The 20,226-nt window shown below is 66.2% G+C and carries 14 protein-coding genes and 1 riboswitch; of the genes, 8 read left to right on the top strand and 6 right to left on the bottom strand.

Going from position 1 to position 20,226, the window contains the following annotated elements:
* Positions 1–2 precede the first annotated feature (2 nt).
* Complete coding sequence (locus FHS47_RS12190) at positions 3–1,148, top strand: sugar ABC transporter permease (protein WP_167028110.1); 1,146 nt, start codon at positions 3–5, stop codon at positions 1,146–1,148.
* A 55-nt stretch (positions 1,149–1,203) separates the two neighbouring features.
* Here FHS47_RS12190 and FHS47_RS12185 read toward each other — a convergent pair whose 3' ends face one another.
* The 4 genes from FHS47_RS12185 to FHS47_RS12170 all read right to left on the bottom strand — a co-directional run bounded on the left by FHS47_RS12185 (position 1,204) and on the right by FHS47_RS12170 (position 7,005).
* The gene (locus tag FHS47_RS12185; RefSeq protein ID WP_167028107.1) at positions 1,204–1,716 is read right to left on the bottom strand and encodes a DUF4142 domain-containing protein; all 513 of its coding nucleotides are present in this window, start codon (positions 1,714–1,716) and stop codon (positions 1,204–1,206) included.
* Between the two features lie 216 nt (positions 1,717–1,932).
* A complete protein-coding gene (gene metK / locus FHS47_RS12180; protein WP_167028104.1) occupies positions 1,933–3,150 on the bottom strand; it encodes a methionine adenosyltransferase in 1,218 nt (405 codons plus the stop codon).
* A gap of 146 nt (positions 3,151–3,296) precedes the next feature.
* Entirely contained in the window at positions 3,297–5,588 is a 2,292-nt protein-coding gene (metE, locus tag FHS47_RS12175) for a 5-methyltetrahydropteroyltriglutamate--homocysteine S-methyltransferase (RefSeq protein WP_167028100.1), read from the bottom strand.
* Between the two features lie 194 nt (positions 5,589–5,782).
* A riboswitch (cobalamin riboswitch) is annotated at positions 5,783–5,999 on the bottom strand.
* A gap of 25 nt (positions 6,000–6,024) precedes the next feature.
* Positions 6,025–7,005, bottom strand: coding sequence for an aldo/keto reductase (locus FHS47_RS12170; RefSeq protein WP_167028097.1), 981 nt, complete (start codon positions 7,003–7,005; stop codon positions 6,025–6,027).
* Between the two features lie 101 nt (positions 7,006–7,106).
* On the opposite strand from FHS47_RS12170, the gene FHS47_RS12165 reads away from it, so the two are divergent.
* From FHS47_RS12165 to FHS47_RS12150, 4 genes are all read left to right on the top strand, one after another.
* Positions 7,107–9,494 (top strand): membrane-bound PQQ-dependent dehydrogenase, glucose/quinate/shikimate family, encoded by a 2,388-nt coding sequence (locus tag FHS47_RS12165; RefSeq protein WP_208381976.1) that lies wholly within the window; start codon positions 7,107–7,109, stop codon positions 9,492–9,494.
* Positions 9,495–10,032: 538 nt separating this feature from the next.
* Positions 10,033–12,102, top strand: coding sequence for an elongation factor G (gene fusA, locus FHS47_RS12160; protein WP_167028091.1), 2,070 nt, complete (start codon positions 10,033–10,035; stop codon positions 12,100–12,102).
* Between the two features lie 200 nt (positions 12,103–12,302).
* Complete coding sequence (locus FHS47_RS12155) at positions 12,303–12,836, top strand: molybdenum cofactor guanylyltransferase (RefSeq protein ID WP_167028087.1); 534 nt, start codon at positions 12,303–12,305, stop codon at positions 12,834–12,836.
* Complete coding sequence (locus FHS47_RS12150; protein WP_167028084.1) at positions 12,833–13,168, top strand: hypothetical protein; 336 nt, start codon at positions 12,833–12,835, stop codon at positions 13,166–13,168. The genes FHS47_RS12155 and FHS47_RS12150 overlap by 4 nt, the downstream gene beginning before the upstream one ends.
* A gap of 5 nt (positions 13,169–13,173) precedes the next feature.
* Here the strand turns inward: FHS47_RS12150 and fdhD are convergent, their stop codons facing one another.
* On the bottom strand, positions 13,174–14,001 hold the full coding sequence (gene fdhD, locus FHS47_RS12145; protein WP_167028082.1) for a formate dehydrogenase accessory sulfurtransferase FdhD: 828 nt from the start codon (positions 13,999–14,001) through the stop codon (positions 13,174–13,176).
* Positions 13,991–16,333: an FdhF/YdeP family oxidoreductase gene (locus FHS47_RS12140; protein ID WP_167028079.1), complete on the bottom strand. Its 2,343-nt coding sequence runs from the start codon at positions 16,331–16,333 to the stop codon at positions 13,991–13,993. The genes fdhD and FHS47_RS12140 overlap by 11 nt, the downstream gene beginning before the upstream one ends.
* Positions 16,334–16,629: 296 nt before the next feature.
* Here FHS47_RS12140 and FHS47_RS12135 point away from each other — a divergent pair, with 296 nt between their 5' ends.
* From FHS47_RS12135 to FHS47_RS12125, 3 genes are all read left to right on the top strand, one after another.
* Positions 16,630–17,985 (top strand): carbohydrate porin, encoded by a 1,356-nt coding sequence (locus tag FHS47_RS12135; RefSeq protein WP_167028076.1) that lies wholly within the window; start codon positions 16,630–16,632, stop codon positions 17,983–17,985.
* A gap of 64 nt (positions 17,986–18,049) precedes the next feature.
* Positions 18,050–18,958, top strand: a complete 909-nt coding sequence (locus tag FHS47_RS12130) for a LysR substrate-binding domain-containing protein (RefSeq protein ID WP_167028073.1) — start codon at positions 18,050–18,052, stop codon at positions 18,956–18,958.
* Between the two features lie 165 nt (positions 18,959–19,123).
* The gene (locus FHS47_RS12125) at positions 19,124–20,206 is read left to right on the top strand and encodes a 4-oxalomesaconate tautomerase (protein ID WP_167028070.1); all 1,083 of its coding nucleotides are present in this window, start codon (positions 19,124–19,126) and stop codon (positions 20,204–20,206) included.
* Positions 20,207–20,226: the final 20 nt, after the last annotated feature.

The following is a 20,226-nucleotide window of genomic DNA, read 5'->3' as shown; positions in this document are numbered from 1 at the left end:
CCATGCAGGCACAGAAAGTCCAGCAGCTGTTCGTCCGCTACAAGATCCTCGCGCTGCTCATCGCAGTGGCGATCATCTGGGTGTTCTTCCACGTGAAGACGGACGCCGCGTTCATCACTCCGGGGAACCTCTCGAACCTGTTCCGGCAGATGGCGATCACCGGCATGCTCGCGTGCGGCATGGTGTTCGTCATCATCGCCGGCGAGATCGATCTCTCCATCGGTTCCTTGCTCGGCCTGCTCGGTGGCGTGGTCGCCATCCTCACGGTGAACGAGGGCTGGGGAACGTGGACTGCCATCGGAGCCGTGCTGGTGCTGGGCTTGCTGCTCGGCGCCTTCAACGGCTTCGTGGTCACGAAGATGCGCGTGCCTTCGTTCATCGTCGGCCTCGGCGGCATGCTCGCCTTCCGCGGCATCGTGCTGTACATCACCGGCAGTTCCACGATCGCACCCGCGCCCGACGACCTCATTGCACTCGGTCAGGGCTTCGTGCCCGTGGAACTCTCGCGCTGGATCGGCGGAGTCATTTTCGTGGGCATGGTCGCGCTTACGGTGCGTCGCCGCATGCGCCGTTCGAAGCTCGGCCTGCAGCAGGCGGCACTGTGGATCGACATCGCCCGCCTCGTGGCCATCGGTGCGTTCATCGCGGGGTTCATCCGCATGCTCAACGACGCCAACGGTATTCCCATTCCGGTGATGATCCTCCTCGGCCTGCTCGCGGTGTTCACCTATGTGTCCACGCAGACGGTGTTCGGCCGCCACATCTACGCGGTGGGCGGCAATATGGAAGCCACACGGCTGTCCGGCGTGAACGTGGCGAGGGTGAAACTCGTGGTGTTCGCGCTGATGGGCCTCATGTGCGCCTTCGCGGGCATCATCACCGTGGCGCGCACGGGCTCCGGTTCCCCCTCGGCGGGCACAGGCGGCGAGTTGGACGCCATCTCGGCCTGCTTCATCGGCGGCACTTCCATGCGCGGCGGCTCCGGCACGGTCTATGGCGCCCTGATCGGCGCCCTGGTCATGGCCAGCCTCGACAGCGGCATGCAGCTGATGGACGTGGACAACTCCTGGCAGATGATCATCAAGGGCGTGATCCTCGTGCTGGCGGTGTGGGTTGACGTGCTCTCAGGCTCCAACCGCAACGCCTGACAAACGTGTGGGAGCCGGCTTTGCCGGCGATCCCGCGGCAGCGGGCAAGCTTGCCTCAAGGGAGGCTCCTCGCCATCTCCAGATGGTGCTTCAGCTTCGGCAACGTCTTCTTCGCGAACGCCTTCAGCTCCGGGTTGGAACCCTTCTCGATCTCCGTTTCGAAGATCGCGACGGCCTCTTCGTGATCGGCCACCATCGTTTTCGCATAGGCCTTGTCGAACTCGGCTCCGTGCATCCGCGACATCGCGTCGATGATCTTCTGGCTGTCCGGCATGGGAGAGGTCACGAGCGAATAGCCTTTGTCGCCCGACTTCAGCCCTTCCAATTCCTCGTTGGCCCGCGTGTGCTCGTCGATCATCGTTTGCGCGAACTTCTTCACCTTCGCAGACGACGATTGTTTCAGCGCGAGCCGGCTCGCCTCCACCTCCGCGAGCCCCGACGCACCGGCATTCTTGAAGAACCCGGCATCGGTGGCGGTACCGCCCTGGCTGTCCTTTTCCTGGGCATGCGCGGCAAGCCCCAGCGAGGCGACGAGAAAGGCAATGGCGAGGGCAGGGCGGCGGTTCATGGTGGATTCTCCGGCAGATGAGCCCTAGGTTTCGCACCACGGCGATGAAGTGCTCGTGACAATGGCCAGCTCTCTGTGGGAGCCGGCTATGCCGGCGATCCCGCGGCAGCGGGCAAGCTCGCCGCGAGCACCCATCGCCGCTGAAGCGGCTCCCACAAGAGCCAAAAAAAAACGGGCACCCGAGGGTGCCCGTTCGATACAGCATGAAGGCGCAGCTTACTTGCGGCCGACCTTCGCGCCGAGGCCCGCGGCGTCGCGCAGGATGTCGGCCTTGTCGGTCTTCTCCCAGGAGAACGCCGTGAACGTGTTGCCGTTCTTGTCGGTGATCTCGTAGGGCTTGCGGCCGAAGTGACCGTTCGAGGCGGTCGGCTGGTACATCGGGTGCACCAGGTCGAGCATCTTGATGATGCCGTACGGACGCAGGTCGAAGTGCTTGCGGATCAGCTTCTCGATCTTCTCGTCGGGGATCTTGCCGGTGCCGAATGTGGTGACCGAGATCGAGGTGGGCTCGGCCACGCCGATGGCGTAGCTGACCTGGATCTCGCAACGATCGGCCAGGCCGGCCGCCACGATGTTCTTCGCCACGTAACGCGCGGCATAGGCGGCCGAGCGGTCGACCTTCGACGGATCCTTGCCCGAGAACGCGCCGCCACCGTGACGGGCCCAGCCGCCGTAGGTGTCGACGATGATCTTGCGACCGGTGAGGCCGCAGTCGCCCACCGGGCCGCCGATCACGAACTTGCCGGTCGGGTTGATGTGGAACTTCGTGCCCTTGTGCAGCAGCTTCGCCGGCAGCACGGGCTTCAGGATCAGCTCGCGCACGCCTTCGATCAGATCCTTCTGCTTCACGTCCGGATCGTGCTGGGTGGAGAGCACCACGGCGTCGATGGCGACGGCCTCGCCGTTCTCGTAGCGCAGGGTGACCTGGCTCTTGGCGTCCGGACGCAGCCACGGCAGCGGCGAGTTCTTCTTCTTGCGGACCTTGGTCTGCTGCTCGACGAGACGGTGGGCGTAGTGGATCGCCGCCGGCATGTACTCGCTGGTTTCGTTGGTGGCGTAGCCGAACATCAGGCCCTGGTCGCCAGCGCCCTGTTCTTCAGGCTTCTTGCGGTCCACGCCCTGGTTGATGTCCGGGCTCTGCTTGCCGATGAGGTTCAGCACGCCGCAGGTTTCGCCGTCGAAGCCGACTTCCGACGAGTCGTAACCGATGTCGAGGATCACCTTGCGGGTGAGGGCTTCGAGGTCGATCCACGCGCTGGTGGTGATCTCGCCCGCCACGATGGCGACGCCGGTCTTCACCAGCGTCTCGCAGGCCACGCGAGCGCGCGGGTCCTGGGCCAGGATGGCGTCCAGAACGGCGTCCGAGATCTGGTCGGCGATCTTGTCCGGATGGCCTTCGGAGACCGACTCGGAGGTGAAGAGGTAGTTGCTCATCGGGGCTATATATCCTTCTTTACGGATAAAGAGATAAAGGGCGCGCCATGATACACGCCTCCGGGCCGGTTTGCAGGGGGAAGGGTAGCGCCCGGGAGTGACGATTGCATGGATGTTCAGGGCGCGCCCACCGGCCCGCCGTGGGGTCAGGCCGCCGCTTCCAGCCGCTGGCGTGCCGCCTTGGCCACCGCGACCATGGCCTTCAGCGCCGCGGCCACCTCGGGCCAGTCACGGGTCTTGAGGCCGCAATCGGGGTTCACCCAGAGCTGGTCGGGACGCAATACCTGCAACGCGCGGGCAAGCAGGCCGGCCATCTCGCTTTCGGCGGGAATGCGAGGGGAGTGGATGTCGTAGACGCCGGGGCCGATGCCGTTCGGGTACTGGAAGCGTGTGAATGCATCGAGCAATTCCATTTGCGAGCGGCTGGTTTCGATGGAAATGACGTCGGCATCCATGGCCGCGACCGCCTCGATGATGTCGTTGAACTCCGAGTAGCACATGTGGGTGTGCACCTGGGTTGCGTCACTGACACCACCGGCGGTGATGCGGAACGCCTCCACCGCCCATGCGAGATAGCCCTCCCACTCGGCACGACGAAGCGGCAGGCCTTCGCGCAAGGCGGGTTCGTCGATCTGCACGATGCCGATGCCCGCTTTTTCGAGATCGCGCACCTCGTCGCGCAAGGCGAGCGCGATCTGCCGGCAGACATCGGCACGGGGCAGGTCGTCGCGTACGAACGACCATTGCAGCATCGTCACCGGACCGGTGAGCATGCCCTTCATCGGCCTTTTCGTCAGCGATTGCGCGAACGTGGACCAGGCCACGGTCATCGGCGCGGGCCGTGCCACGTCACCGTAGACGATGGGTGGCTTTACGCAGCGCGAACCGTAGCTCTGCACCCAACCGAATGACGTGAAGGCATAGCCGTCGAGTTGTTCGCCGAAATACTCGACCATGTCGTTGCGTTCGGGCTCGCCATGGACGAGCACGTCGATACCGGCCTCTTCCTGGAATGCCACGGCGCGGCGCACTTCGTCGCGCAGGATGGCGGTATAGGCCTCGTCGTCCAGCTTGCCCGCGCGGTGTGCGGCACGGGCGACGCGGAGTGTCGCGGTCTGCGGGAACGAGCCGATGGTCGTCGTCGGCAGGTCGGGCAAGCCGAATCGTTCACGCTGCGCGGCCGCGCGGAACGGGTACGCCGAGCGGCGGTGGCTGAACTGCGCCGTGAGCTGGCGAACGCGTTTGCGTACCTCGTCGCGCACGACCCCGGGCGCGGCCTGTCGTCCGGCGACCGACAGGCGCTGGCGCGCGAGCGCCTCCAGGGCGACCTCGTTGCCCTGGACGGCGTCGGCATAGCGACGCAGTTCGGCGATTTTCTGCCGGGCGAACGACAACCAGGTCGCGAGGCGTCCCGGCAGTCGCCTTTCCTCGTCGGCGTCCAACGGCACGTGCAGCAAGGAGCAGGACGTCGATAACCACAGGCGTTCATCGCCAAGGCGATCACGTAGCGTCTGTATGCGGGGAAGGAGGGTCGATGGATCGCTGAGCCAGATGTTGCGTCCGTCGAGCACACCCGCCGAGAGGACGCAGCCGGCCGGCAGCGCGGCGAGCACCGCGTCGAGTTGCCCCGGCGCACGTGCAAGGTCGACGTGCAGGCCGGCGACTGGCAGCGACATGGCGAGTTCGAGATTGTCGTCGAGTGAACCGAAGTAGGTCGCGACGAGTACCCGTATCCGCGACTGCGTGGCTATCCACGCATAAGCACGGCGAAAGGCATCGCGCGTCGCATCGTCGAGGTCGAGCACCAGCACGGGCTCATCCACCTGCACCCACCCGGCACCGGCGTCGGCTAGGGCATCGAGCACGCTTCCCCAGGCGGGCAGGAGTGCGTCGAGCAGTGCCAGCGGGTCGCTGCCATCGATCGCCTTGGCGAGGCACAGGAAGGTGATCGGGCCGAGCAACACCGGACGTGCGACGTGTCCCGCCGCGACCGCTTCGCGATATTCGTCCACGACCTTGCCGGGCCGGGCGGTGAACGTCTGGCCCGCCGATACTTCGGGGACGATGTAGTGGTAATTGGTGTCGAACCACTTGGTCATTTCCATGGCGGGCAGGTCGACGTGATCGTCCTGCCTGCCGCGGGCCATGGCGAAATAGCCGGCCAGCGGATCGACGTCGTGAAGCGGCCGGTAGCGCTCGGGGATGGCGTCCACCATGACCGCGGCGTCGAGTACATGGTCATAGAGCGAAAAATCGTTCACCGGAACACTGTCGGCTCCCGCGTCCCGGGCGAGGGCCCAGTGCCGCAAGCGCAATTCACGGGCGATATCGAGCAGTTCTTCGGTACCGATGTTTCCCTTCCAATGAGCTTCGAGCGCGCGCTTCAACTCGCGGCGGCGACCGATACGGGGAAGACCGGGGTAGGTGACGTGTGGCATGACTGTTCCTCTTCGCAAAGAAAGAGGAGGGAAGGGCGGCTTGTCGCACGACAGGGGCGCCGCCGGGATAACCCCGGAGAGCGATGCCTGGTCATGAGGGGTTGCCGTCGACCTTCGCCCCCGCGGGCGAACCGGGCCGTGCCTTGGAAGAAGGCGACGGCCCAGGCCGGACGGAGCGACGCACCCATGACGGCGCGTTCGTTCCGGCTGGCGGCAGGTCTTCGGGCTCGTGGATGTGATGCCGGGGCATCTCCTCCCCCGTCGCTTCCCGGATCGCCATCGATCCAGTGCCTGTGACGGGTTCGTCTCCACATACCGCTGCGGGGCAGCGCCGGATTCCCACCGGCTTCCCTCTTAGCTTTATCTTCCTATTCGAATATAAAGATAAAGACCGCTAACGAGCGGGAAATTAGCCCTCTGGACGTCCAAAGTCAATCTACTCGAAACCTTCGATGGGATGCGGGCCGTAGGCGGCTTCCAGCATGGCCGTCTCTTCCGGACTCAGCACCAGGTCGATCGCCGCCACGGCGTCGTCGAGATGGTGTGGCTTCGACGCCCCCACGATCGGCGCGGTGACGCCCTTGCGATGGGCCACCCAGGACAAGGCCACCTGCGCACGCGGCACGCCGCGTCCCTCGGCGACTTTCTTCACCGCGGCGACAATCGCCTTGTCCGAATCGACGGTCGCGTTGTACAGCGTGCTGCCAAAGACATCGCTCTCCTGGCGGGTGCTGGTTTCGTCCCAGTCACGCGTGAGGCGGCCGCGTGCCAGCGGGCTCCATGGGATCACTGCAATGCCCTGGTCGATGCAGAACGGAATCATCTCGCGCTCTTCCTCCCGCTGGAGCAGGTTGTAGTGATCCTGCATGCTCACGAACTCGGTCCACCCATGGAGGCGTGAGGTATAGACCATCTTCGCGAACTGCCACGCATACATGGACGACGCACCGAGGTAGCGCACCTTTCCCGCCTTCACCACGTCGTGCAGCGCTTCCATCGTTTCCTCCACGGGCGTGCCGTGGTCGAAGCGATGGATCTGCAGCAGGTCGATATAGTCGGTGCCGAGACGGCGCAGGCTGTCGTCCACCGAATGGAAGATGGCCTTGCGCGACAGCCCACCCGTGTTCGGCCCCTCGCGCCAGCGATAGAACGTCTTGGTGGCCAGCACCACTTCGTCGCGCCTCGCAAAATCTTTCAGTGCACGACCCACAATTTCTTCCGAAGTGCCGTCCGAATAAGCGTTCGCGGTATCGAAGAAGTTGATGCCGAGATCCAGCGCCTTGCGGATGAACGGTCGGCTTTCCTCCTCGTCGAGGGTCCAGGCATGGTTGCCGCGATCGGGCACGCCGTAGGTCATGCAGCCAAGCACGAGGGGCGAGATGTCGAGGCCGGTGCGGCCCAATTTCACATAGCGCATGGAGAACCTCCGTAGAGAAGCGTCGCTTGCCGGAATGGCGTAGACGTTACATATACCTGACAAGGCTATCTTCAATGGTCTGGTACCTGCGGAGAAGCGACATGTCATCCCTCGGCACGCCACGGCGCGCACCACGCATCACCGGTCTCGTCGTCGCCATCCTCGGTCTTTTACTCGCCCTGGGTGGCGTCTGGCTCGTCGCCCTCGGCGGCAGCGCCTATTATCTCGTTGCCGGCGCGGGCGTCTGCGCCACCGGCATCCTCCTCGCGCGCGGCTCGGGTGCCGCCTTGTGGCTCTATGCGATCGTGCTCCTGGGCACCATCGTATGGGCCGTAGCGGAGGTCGGGCTGGTCGGCTGGCAACTCGAACCGCGTCTACTTCTTCCGGTCTTGCTCGCCTTCTATCTCGCCATGCCGTGGGTGACACGGCGGCTGGCGCCTGCACGCGGCGGAGTGCTGGCGCTGCTGCTGTTGGCCGTCGTCGGTATCGGCGTCGGCGTGGCCGGTTTCATGCAACCGGTGGGCACTCGCGGCGAGATGGTGATGCGCAACGACGCCGGTGGACACGACACATCCGTTTCCGACGATGACTGGCTGTTCTATGGGCGCACGCCGCGCGGCGATCGCTTCTCACCGCTGGATCAGATCAACGCGGGTAACGTGAAGAACCTCAAGCTGGCCTGGTCGGCACACACGGGCGACACCATGCGTCCGGGCGAGGACAAGGGCGGCACGGATGCCGGGCACGAGTTCAACTTCGAGGACACGCCCATCAAGGTGGGCAACACCCTCTACGTGTGCACCGGGCATAGCTGGGTGGTGGCCTTCGACGCGGCCACCGGCCAGAAGAAATGGAGCTTCGATCCCAAGGCGAACACGGATGCCGACGTCTACCTCGCCTGTCGTGGGGTCGCCTACTACGAGGCGCCGCAGGGAACACAGACCGACTGCCCCCGCCGCATCATCGCGCCGGTGCTCGATGCAAGGCTCATGGCGTTGAATGCGGACACAGGCAAGCCGTGCGAGGACTTCGGCCAGCATGGCTTCGTGTCGTTGACGCAGTACCTGGGGCACGTGCCGGCGGGCTTCCATTTCGTGACGTCGCCGCCGCTGGTGCTCAAGGATCGCGTGATGCTCGGTGGTTGGGTCTACGACAACCAGGCGGAAGGCGAGCCGTCCGGTGCCGTGCGTGCCTTCGACCCGCTTTCCGGAAAGCTCGTGTGGGCCTGGGACGTGGGACACGATCCGCAGAACTGGACGCCCGGCCCGAACGATCAGCTGACCCGTGGCACGCCGAATGCGTGGGGTGTCTACACCGCGGACCCGGACCTCGGCCTCGTATACCTTCCGATGGGTAACGCCACGCCCGACTACTTCGGCGGCCATCGGCGCCCGATGGACGAGAAGGTATCCAGTTCCACGGTAGCGCTGGACATCGAAACCGGCGCACCGAAATGGGTGTACCAGAACACGCACCACGACGTGTGGGACATGGACGTGCCGACGGGGCCGTCGCTGGTGGACTTGCCCGACGGTAAGGGCGGCACGGTGCCCGCACTTGTGCAGACGACCAAGCGCGGCGAATTCTTCGTGCTCGACCGCCGCACCGGCACGCCGCTCACCGAGGTGCGCGAAAAGCCGGTGCCGCAGGGCGCGGTGCCTGGCGACTTCACCTCGCCCACGCAACCGTATTCCGTGGGCATGCCGTCGCTGGCACCGAAGGACCTCACCGAAGCATCGATGTGGGGCGCCACGCCATTCGATCAGCTCATGTGCCGCATCCAATTCCGCAAGTCGTACTACAAGGGGCAGTTCACGCCGCCGCAGCTGAAGGACACCATCGTGTATCCCGCCTTCGACGGCGTGATCGACTGGCATGGCGCGTCCATCGACCCGTACAACAAGCTGCTGATCGCCAATGCCAACTACATCCCCTTCATCATCAGCCTGGCCCCGCGCGAGCAGGCGGAAGCGAAAGGCCTGGTGAAGCCGTGGGACGGCAGCGGCAACGAGCCGCACGTGGGCGGTGGGCTGGCGCCGCAATACGGCACGCCTTACGTGGGCAAGGTGCATCCTTGGCTCAATCCCCTCGACGTGCCCTGCAATCCGCCACCGTGGGGCACGCTCGCGGCGATCGACCTCGTGACGCACAAGCTGGTTTGGGAACACCCCATCGGCACCACGCGCGACACGGGCCCGTTCGGCACGCATGTGAATGCGCCGCTGCCCACCGGCATCTTCAACATCGGCGGCAACATGACGACGCGGGGCGGCCTCGTATTCATCGGCGCCACGGCGGACAACTACCTGCGCGCCATCGACGAACGCACGGGCAAGGAAGTGTGGAAAGCGCGCCTGCCGGCGGGCGGCCAGGCCAACCCGATGTCGTATGCGGTGAACGGCAAGCAGTACATCGTGATCGCGGCCGGCGGCCACAGCGGCCTGGGCACGAAGTCTGGCGATTACGTCATGGCGTACTCATTGCCCTGAGTGCGGGAGCCGCCATGGGTGGCAATCGCCGGCATAGCCGGCTCCCACACAGAGCAGGCCGGCTTTGTGTGGGAGCCGCTTCAGCGGCGATGGGGTGCTCGCGACGCGCTCACCCACAGGGGGCTTGAATGGCCGCCCGGTGACTCCATCTATGCGCACGAAGCCTTGCCGCCCTGGCGGCACCGGCGTACGATCCGCCCCCATTCCAAGAGAGCCAGCCATGTTCCGCTGCAAGCACGATTTGATGCAGGTCCCACCGATCGCCCCACGGGCGCGTCGCGGGTGCGCGTGCGCCGTGCATGGAGGCTCGTTGTCGTAAGACGGCGAGTTGGCCAGGAAGAACTCGAAAGCACCCGCAAGGGTGCTTTTTTTTTGTCCCGAATCAGCCATTTGACCCGGAGCAACGTGCCATGAAGAACCGCCGCGACCCCCGATCCTGACCGTCCTGCTCAGCCAGGGGCGGCGGCTAGGGATCGGGGAGTGCCTCGCTCGAAGACGTATCGAGCCCCTGGCGTATCCCCATCAGGAACCGTTAGCCATGAGTACCACCCGAGAAACCCGCATTCCCGTCAGCCGTTGGCGCAACCTCGGCATCATCGCGCACGTCGACGCGGGCAAGACCACGCTCACCGAGCGCCTGCTCTACAAGACCGGCACGATCCATCGCACCGGCGAGGTGCACGACGGCGCGACCACCACCGACCACATGGAACTGGAGCGCGAGCGCGGTATCACGATCGGAGCCGCTGCCGTGCGCGCGAACTGGACGCCCGACGGCGGCCAGCCGCATCGCCTCACCCTCATCGACACGCCCGGACACATCGATTTCGCGATCGAGGTGGAGCGTTCGCTGCGCGTGCTCGACGGTGCGGTGACGGTGTTCTCCGGCGTGGCCGGGGTGCAGCCGCAATCGGAAACCGTGTGGCACCAGGCGCGCCGTCACGGCGTGCCGCTCATGGCGTTCGTCAACAAGATGGACCGCCCCGGCGCGGACTTCGACGCGGTCGTGGCGCAGATGCGCGACAAGCTCGGGGCCAACCCGTGGGTGGTCGCGCGCCCCATCGTCGAAGACGAACACATGACCGGCCTGGCGGACCTCGTGGGCGAACGCACCTGGCGCTTCGACGACGCCGGGAACGCCACCGTGCGCGCATGGACCGATGGCGAGCGTGAAGCGTTCGCCGAAGCGCGCGCGGAGCTCGTGGCGGCCGTGGCCGATCGCGACGAGGCGCTGGCCGAACTGTGGCTTGCCGATGCCCCCATCGATGCCGCCGCGCTCGCCGCGGCCTTGCGCCGGGGTACCTTGGCCGGCCTTGGTTCGCCCGTGCTTCCGGGCTCGGCGTTCCGCAATGTCGGTATCGAACCGTTGCTCGATGCCATGGTGGCTTACCTGCCGTCGCCGCTGGATCGTCCGGCGGTGGTCGCCCATACGGACGATGGCGACACCACGGTTGCGCCCGATGCGAACGCACCGCTGGCCGCGCTGGTTTTCAAGGTGGTCAATCAGGCCCATGGACCGTTGGCGTTCGTGCGTCTCTACGCAGGGCGGTTGCACGTGGGCGACGCGGTGTGGCGCAGCGGCACGGATCGCGTGCAGCGCATCGGACGCCTTGCCGTCGTGCGTGCGGAAGACACCGAAGCCGTCGACGAGGCGGAGGCGGGCGACATCGTCGCCATCGCTGGCTGGAAAGACGTGGCCACGGGCGAGACCTTGTCCGATGCGCACCGGCACGTGCGGCTGGAAGCCATCCAGGCGCAACCGGCGGTGCTGTCGTGGCGGCTGTCGCCCGAGCGTTCGGCCGACCTGCTGAAGCTCGGCAACGGGCTGGCGCGCCTGGCGCAGGAGGATCCGTCCTTCCGCGTCGGCACCGACCCCGATACCGGCGAGACGCTGGTCTGGGGCATGGGCGAACTGCACCTGGAAGTGATGGTGGAGCGCCTGCGCCGCGAGTGGGGCGTGCAGGTGCGCACCGGTTCGCCGCGCGTGGCCTACCAGGAAACGCCGGCGTCGGCGTCGGGCGCCGTCGAAGGGAAGCTGGCCAAGCAGACGGGCGGCAGCGGGCAATATGCGCGCGTGGTGCTGTCGGTGACGCCGAACGGAACCGATGCCAACACGTTCGAGGACCGCACCACTGGCGGCGTGATCCCCAAGCCGTTCCAGGCCGCGGTGGAGAAGGGTGCCTTGTCGGCCCTGCTCGAAGGTCCGCGCGGGTACCCGGTGGTTGGTGCGTCCGTCGTGGTGCTGGATGGACAGGCGCACGCCGTGGACTCGAACGAGGCCGCGTTCCATCGCGCGGCGCAGATCGCGGTGAAATCCGCGCTCGAGGCTACGGGCACGGTGTTGCTGGAACCGGTGATGCGCGTCTCCGTGAGCGCCCCGGGCTCGGCGGTAGGCGACGTGCTGGGTGATCTGCAACGCCGCGGCGGGCAGATCGTGAACCTCGTCGACCGGCAGGAACGCACGGAGATCGAAGCCGACGTTCCGCTGGCCCAGCTCGACGGCTACAGCACGGCCCTCCGCTCGCTGAGCCAGGGCCGCGCCTCGGCGACGGTGGCGTTCCACGCCTACCGGCCCGCGTTGCAGGAACCGTCGCGCCGCTCGGCATAAAAGAGAAACCCGGCTCCCACAGGCATGCTCTTGTGGGAGCCGGCTATGCCGGCGATCCCGCGGCAGCGGGCACGCTTGCCGCAAGCACCCATCGCCGCTGAAGCGGCTCCCACACAAGGCAACCCTTGGATGTCCGGGAACTGCACGTCGATGAACGAACGTTTCGGGTTACGCTTCGCGCCATGACATCCGGCGCACCCATGATCCTCGGCCTCATCCTCGCCGGCGGCCGCTCTTCGCGCATGGGCGAAGACAAGGCCATGTTGCGCATGGACGGGGAAACGCTCCTCGAACGTACCTCGCGCATCCTTCGCGAGGCCGGCGCGCAGCGTGTCGCGATCAGCGGCACGCGGGCCGGTGGAATTGCGGACCTCTGGCCGGACACCGGTCCGGTCGGCGGCATTGCCAGCGCCATGAGGGAACTGCCGGACGGCGAATGGCTCGTCGTGCCGGTGGACATGCCGCGCCTCGGCCCGGCCGTTTTCGCGCCGTTGCTCGCCGACAGGCGAGCCGCCGCGACGCATTGGCAACGGCACCCCCTTCCGATGCGGCTGACGATGGACGCAACGGCGCGCGCGGCGCTCGAAGAACTGCTGGGCCGTCCCGGCCCCGCCTGCTCCGTCGCCGCGCTGCATGCCCGCCTGGGTGCCGTGGCGCTGCCGCTCGACGGTATGGACACGCGGCTGCTGGTCAACTGCAATACTCCCGACGAATGGCGAGAGGCAAACGCATGAGGGTGCAGTTGGAAGACGACACGATCCGCGTGAGGATCGACGAAGACGAACTGAGCGAACTGCTGCAGGACGTGGCGCTGCTGGGTTCCACGGCTTTCGGAAAGGCATTCACGATGCGCTACGCGATCGATGCCACCGACAACGGCTGCATGCTCTCCGGCACGGCGCACGAATGGCGCATGGAAGTACCGAGACAGGCATTGCAGGATCTGCAGTCGCGCTTGCCAAGCAAGGACGGGCTCACCTTCGACATTCCCGGCCACGATACCGTCGCCACCACGGTGCGCTTCGACGTGGACGTGAAGGACAGCCTGCGCCGCCGCCGCGGCTAGCGCGCTCAGGCAATTCGTTCCGGGCGGCTGTAGATGTTGAACCGGCCGGGCCGGGCGAAGCCCAGCAAGGTCACGCCGCAATCGGCCGCCAGGTGTACCGCCAGCGCGGTGGGTGCGGAAATCGCCACGACCATCGTCATGCCCGCCACGGCCGCCTTTGTGACCATCTCGTAGCTGGCGCGGCTGGTGATGACGAGAAAGCCGTCGCGTGGGTCGATGCGCGCGAGGAGCATCGCCCCGATGAGCTTGTCCAGCGCGTTGTGCCGCCCGACGTCCTCGCGCACTTCGACGATGGTGCCGTCGGTCAGCGCCCAGGCGGCGGCATGCACGGCACCCGTGGCCGCGTTCACCGGCTGTCGCGAACGGAGTGCGTCGAGTGCGCGCTGGATGGCATCGGGTGTCACGACAGGACCTGCCGCCACCGGTGGCGGATGGCGTACCACGTCTTCCAGTTCCCGGCTGCCGCAGATGCCGCAGCCGCTCCGGCCGGGCAGCTCGCGTACGCTGGGCTGCTTGTCCCGGGGCTCCTCGTCGCCATGGCGACGCCCGCGGGTACGGACGTCGACGACGATGCCTTCGAGTGCTTCGCGCACGTCGATGTCCTCGATCTCCAGCATCGAAGCCACTCTTCCCTCGGTGAGGGCGAAGCCGCGCGCGAAGTCTTCGAGGTCGGCGGGCGTCGTCATCATCACGGCGAACGGCGCGCCGTCGAAGTGCATGGCCACGGGCACTTCTTCTGCGAGGCGGTCCGTATCCTCGTTGCGTAGCCCGCGTTCGACGCGAACGACGGGCCGTGCGGCGCTACCGGGTTGGGCGGGCCGCTCAGGTGGCATGTAACGCCTTCGCCTTCGACATCGCCGGACGGTCGGCTGTCGCGGTGGCCGCCTCGATGCGCACCGGTACCGACTTGTACGCCGGTGTGCCCGACCGGCGGTCGTGGCTTTCCAGGGCGATCAGCGCATTGCCTTCCGGGTAATACATGGCCACCGAACCTTCCGCGATGTCGTAGGCCAGCGCGACGAAGTTGCGCACTGCGCGCTCCTTGCCGTCGGCCACGTTCGCCCCGGTGGCGAACACGTCGATGCGGTCGCCGTGCGCCAGGCCGCGTGCGGCAAGATTGTTCGGGTGCATGAACACCACGTCGCGTCGCCCGCTCACGCCGCGGTAGCGATCGTTGAGCCCGTAGATCGTGGTGTTGTACTGGTCGTGCGAACGCACGGTAGTAAGCATCAGTCCTTCCGCATCCGCCGGCGGATCTTCGTTCAGACCGCTGGCGAGCAGGAAGTGCGCGCGTTTGTCGGGCGTGGCCCAGTCGCGCTCGCTGGCGGCCACACGCAGGCGGAACCCGCCGGGAACGCTCACGCGGCGATTGAAGTCGCGGAAGATCGGGAACACCTTTTCGATGTCGTCGCGGATGAGGTTGTAGTCGCCCACCAGGCGGTCCCAGTCCACGCGCGTGTTCGGTAGTGCCGCCTTGGCGATGCCGGCCACGATCCACGGTTCGGATCGCAGGTGCTCCGACGCCGGCTCGAGCGTGCCAGCCGACGCATGCACCATCGACATGGAATCCTCCACCGTAACGGCCTGCGGGCCCGTGGCCTGCACGTCCAGCTCGGTGCGGCCCAGGCACGGCAGGATGATGGATTCCTTCGCCAGGATGAGATGCGAGCGGTTGAGCTTGGTGGCCACGTGCACGGCCAGGTCGAGCTTGCGCATCGCATCGAAGGTTTCCTCGGTGTCGGGCATGGCAACGGCGAGATTGCCGCCCAGCGCCACCAAGGCCTTGGAACGGCCCTCGCGTATCGCGATCACCGCGGCCACGGCGTCGTGCCCGTGCGCCGTCGGCGGCTCGAAGCCGTAGGTTCGGCGGATGCCTTCGTTCAGTTCCTCGTTGGGCTTTTCGGTGATGCCCACCGTGCGGTCGCCCTGCACGTTGCTGTGGCCGCGCAGCGGGCAGATGCCCGCGCCCTGCCGGCCGATGTTTCCGCGCAGGAGCAGGAGGTTGGCGATCTGCTGGACGTTCTCGGTGCCGTGCGCGTGCTGGGTGATACCCATGCCGTAGCAGACGATGACGTTCTTCGCCTTGGCGTAGATGTCGGCGGCGTCTTCGATCTCTCCCCGCGTGAGGCCGGAGTGGCGTTCGATGGCGTTCCACGATGTGCGCGCCAGATCCGCCTCGAGCGCTTCGAAGCCGGTGGTGTTGGCGGCGATGAATTCGCGGTCGAGCACGCCCGGCATGCCGGCGGCGACGGCGCGTTCGTCGGCAGCCAGCAGCGCCTTCATCATGCCTTTCAGCACGGCGACGTCGCCGCCGATCTTCAGCTTGTAATAGGTGGACGCGATGCGTACCGACTTGCCCGTGAGCATCTCCACCGGACTTTGCGGCGACGTGAAGCGCTCCAGCCCACGCTCGGGCAAGGGATTGAGCACCACGATGGGCACGCCGCGCAGCGAGGCCTCGCGGAGCGTGGACAGCATGCGCGGGTGGTTCGTGCCGGGGTTGTGGCCGATGCAGAAGATGGCGTCGCAGTGCTCGAAATCCTCAAGCACCACAGTGCCCTTGCCGGAACCCACGGACTGCGGCAGGCCCACGCTCGTGGCCTCGTGGCACATGTTGGAGCAGTCGGGGAAATTGTTCGTACCGAACTCCCGCACGAACAGCTGGTAGAGGAAGGCCGCTTCGTTGGACGCACGGCCCGAGGTATAGAACTCGGCCATGTTCGGATCGGGCAGGGCGCGCAGCGCCGTGCCGATGCGCTGGAACGCCTCCTCCCAGGCAATCGGCCGATAGGTGTCGGTGTCCCGGTCGTACGCCATCGGATGAGTCAGGCGGCCGAGGCCCTCCAGTGCGTAGTCGGTGAGGTTCCAGAGGTCGGCCACTTTGTTGCTGGCGAAGAACTCGGGCCGCACCCGCTTGGCGGTGGCCTCCCAGGACACGGCCTTGGCGCCGTTCTCGCAGAATTCGAAGGACGAGGTTTCCTTCGGATCGGGCCAGGCGCAGCCGGGGCAGTCGAAGCCCTTGGGCTGGTTCACCCGGTGCAGCGCCATGGACTCGCGCGCGATGGCCATCTGCCCGCTGAGCGCCTTCGCCACGGCCCCCAGGGCACCCCAACCGCCGGCAGGAGCATCGTAGGGTTCGTAGCCGGGGACAGGTTTGTCGCTCATGGTCATCGCTTGCTGCTGAGGGGATGGCGTCGCCCGATCATTCTACCGGCGTGCCCGCGCGGGCAATTGAACGAAGATATGGTGGTGCGCAAGGTTTTGCCGCGTCGCCGCAGGGCCACGCGCTTTGCCCCGCCGGAAGCCCTTGCCGGATTTGTGCAATGCACAATAGTCATGACGTGATTCAAGTTATGCATTCTTCGCATACCTGATAGTGGCCCCAGCGCGTTGTTCCGCGGTACGCCGGCGACGAGCATCGCTTGCGCTCCGTCGGCGTTCCGGCGGTTAGGGGTACCGCCATGACCGTCCGACACTTCGCCATCGCTGCACTGGTCGCGCTCGCTGCACCAGTCGCCATCGCACAAAGCGCGTCCGACGCGCCGCCGCCGAGCCAGGCGGCGCCGGCGTCGACGCACGACGACGACAAGGGCCCGGTGGATCGCCTGCGCGACGACGGCGTGTCGCTGCGCTTCGTCTGGGCCAACGACTGGGCAGCGAGCGTGCGCGGCGGCGAACGGCTCGGCGCGACGAACGGCGGTGGCGCCGTGGGCGGCGCCGATCTCGACATGGGCAAGCTCGCCGGCATCGAAGGCGGCAAGGTGCGAATCACCTTCGCCCGCTATTACGGGCATAGCGTCGCGGCGAACGATATCGGCGTGATTCAGAAGATTCAGGGCTACTGGTATCCGAAGCGCCAATGGGAACTGGCCCAGTTGAGCTGGGAACAGCAGTTCAAGGACAGCCACATCAATGTGCTGGCGGGCCGAATCAACGCGACATGGCAGTTCGCGCGTTCTACCTACGGCTGCCGCTTTGTCAGCGCGCCCGACTGCCCGTATCAGCTCACGAATACCACCGGCGGATTCACCGGGTTTCCTTACGTGAACTGGGGCGCACGCGTGACCTACCAGCCCGATGCGCGTTACGTTTCCATCGGCGCGTTCGAGATCAACCCGGAACGGCGGAACAACAACGGGCTGGATTGGAGCACCCATGACGCCACGGGCGTGCTCGTTCCCGTGGAAGTGGGTTACGGCACGAGCTTCGCCGACGATCCTTACCCGAAGCACCTGAAGATCGGTGGCTGGTACAACTCGGCGCCATTCACCGACCCGGAACTCAATACGCGCGGCCTGCATCGCGGTCTCGTCGGTGGCACCGCGCGCAGCTACGACGGCGGCCGCTACGGTCTCTACGTACTGGCGGACAAAGTGGTATGGAAGCCGGACCCGACGCGAAATACGCGCAACCTCGCGCTGTTTGGTTCGGTCACCGGCCCGCTCGACAATGCGGAAAACTACACGCTGCAGTCCACCGTGGGCATGCTCTGGACAGGACTGTCCAGAGCCCGCCCCACCGACTCGCTGGGCTTCCAGGCCACGCTGTTCCGGTTCAGCCGCAAGGCCGTGGGCTTCGAGGACGATCTCATCCACAAGAACAGCGGTACGAGTGATCACTTCGCCCGCAACGAATGGATGACCGAGCTCAACTACAGCTACAAGCTGTTCCCAGTTATGAGTCTCGTCCCCAACATTCAGTACATCGTGCATCCGGACATCCTGGGAAACACGGTGGGAGTGAGGCGCGTGCCCGCCAATGCGCTCGTGATCGGATTGCGCGTCATGGTGAACATGGGCGGCCCGGGCAGCCCGTGAGGCGCCGATGGGCCGGATCGGCACATAATCGGGGCATCCTGGCCGATCGACGCATGACCCTTCCATGGATCTGAAACACCTGCAGAGTTTCATCCGCATCGTCGAGTTCGGCAGTCTCACGCGGGCCGCCGCCACGCTCGACGTTTCGCAATCGCTGCTGAGCCGCCAGGTGCGCCAACTGGAAATGGAACTGGGCACGCACCTGCTCGAGCGGAACGGGCGTGGTGTCGTTGCCACCGAGGCGGGTCGCGAACTGGTCGAGCACGGGCGCGGCATCTTGCGCCAGGTGGAAGTGGCGCGCATGCAGCTCGGCCAGGCACGAGGCGTCGTTGCGGGAAAACTTGCGATCGGGCTGCCGCCGAGCGTGGGCGGCCTGCTTACGGTCGAACTGGTCACGCGTTTCCGCGAACGCTACCCGGCCGCGCAGATCAGCGTGGTGGAGGCCTTGAGCGCCAGCCTGCTCGAATGGTTGCAACTCGGCCGTCTGGACTGCGCGTTGCTGTACAACCCGGCGGTGAACGCCAACATGCGTTTCCGCCACGTGCATTCCGAACAGCTTTACCTTATCGGCAGCGTGAAGGACAGCAGCGCGCTTCCGGAAAGTGTGCCTCTGGCCACGCTCGGGCAATACCCCCTGATCATTCCATCGCCGTTGCATTCGGTGCGGCAGCTCATCGAAGCCGATGCCGCCCGCTATGGGGTGTCGCTGGATATCCGCCTGGAGATCGATTCCGTGCGTTCGCTGCTGGACCTCGTGGAACGCGGTGTCGGCTACGGCGTGCTCTCGCGCAATGCGGTACATGCTCGCCGCGGCCCGCACCAGTTGCGTGCGGTACCGATCGTCATGCCCAACATCGTGACCCGTCTGGTGGTCGCGACGCCGACGCAGCGGCCGATGAGCGCCATCACCGAACGAGCCCTTGCGCTCGTGGACGAACTGATCGGCGAGGGCAAGCTCGATCCTGCGAGCTGAGGGTTCGCTTGCCGTGGGGGTGTCCCCTGTGTCGTGCTGCGTTGCGACATGTGCAACTCCCACCCCGAGCCATGACTTTGCTGCATATCAGATAAGCGTGGCAGCGCGTTGTACGTCTCGCGTCCCAGGACGACCATCCTTGCATCGTTCCTTCGGCCCGATGTCATGGCGTACGAAATTCCCTGTCTGTACATGCGAGGCGGCACTTCGAAAGGGCCATTCTTCCTGGCCCGCGACCTGCCCGCCGATACGGCGCTGCGTGACGCCGTGATCCTCTCCGCGATGGGTTCGCCCGATGTGCGGCAGATCGACGGGCTCGGGGGCGCCAGGCCACTCACCAGCAAGGTAGGCATCCTTTCGATTCCATCCGACGGCGTGGCCGACCTCGACTTTCTCTTCGGCCAGGTGGGCATTGCCGACGCACTGGTGGATACCACCCCCAACTGCGGCAACATGCTCGCCGCCGCCTTGCCCGCCGCCATCGAAGCCGGACTCATCCGCGGGGATCAGGGCAGCACCACACGGCGCGTCCGCACGGTGAATACGGGCGTCGTGGCCGAGATCACCATCCAGACACCCGGCGGCCGACCCGTGTACGACGGCGAGGCGCGCATCGACGGCGTGCCGCGTCCGGCCGCGCCCGTGGCCTGCGGTTTCCTCGACACGGAAGGCTCGCTCGCCGGCAGTCTGCTGCCCACCGGCAACGTGCGCGACACGATCGACGGTGTGGAGATGACACTCATCGACAACGGCATGCCGGTCATGGTGATTGCCGCCGCGTCGCTCGGTCTTCGCGGGGACGAAACACCCGAGGAACTGGACGCGAACACGTCGCTGAAGGCGCGCATCGAGGCGCTGCGCCTGAAGGCGGCACCGCTCATGAACCTCGGCGACGTCAGCCGGAAGCCGGTGCCCAAGATCACCCTGGTGTCGGCGCCCCGCGCCGGCGGTGCCATCGCCACGCGCACCTTCATTCCGCACGACGTGCACACCTCCATCGGCGTGCTAGGCGCGGTCACGGTCGCGACAGCCGCCGTGCTTCCCGGCTCCGTGGCGTACGACGTCGCGAACCCTGGCCAGGGCGACCTGCGCACCCTGTCGATCGAACATCCCTCGGGAGAGTTCAGTGTCGAACTGGGGATGGACGGCACGCGCGTGATGCGCGCAGCCCTCCTGCGCACGGCGCGACTGCTGATGCGCGGCACCGTTCCCGTCTCCCCCTCGATCTGGCGCGGCCCCGCGGCCTGATCTCATCCCCCTGGAGCCAA

Source organism: Luteibacter sp. SG786, from assembly GCF_011759605.1.
Lineage (GTDB): Bacteria > Pseudomonadota > Gammaproteobacteria > Xanthomonadales > Rhodanobacteraceae > Luteibacter.
The sequence above is the reverse complement of the archived record's forward strand: the minus strand, read 5'-3'. Positions and strand labels throughout refer to the sequence as shown.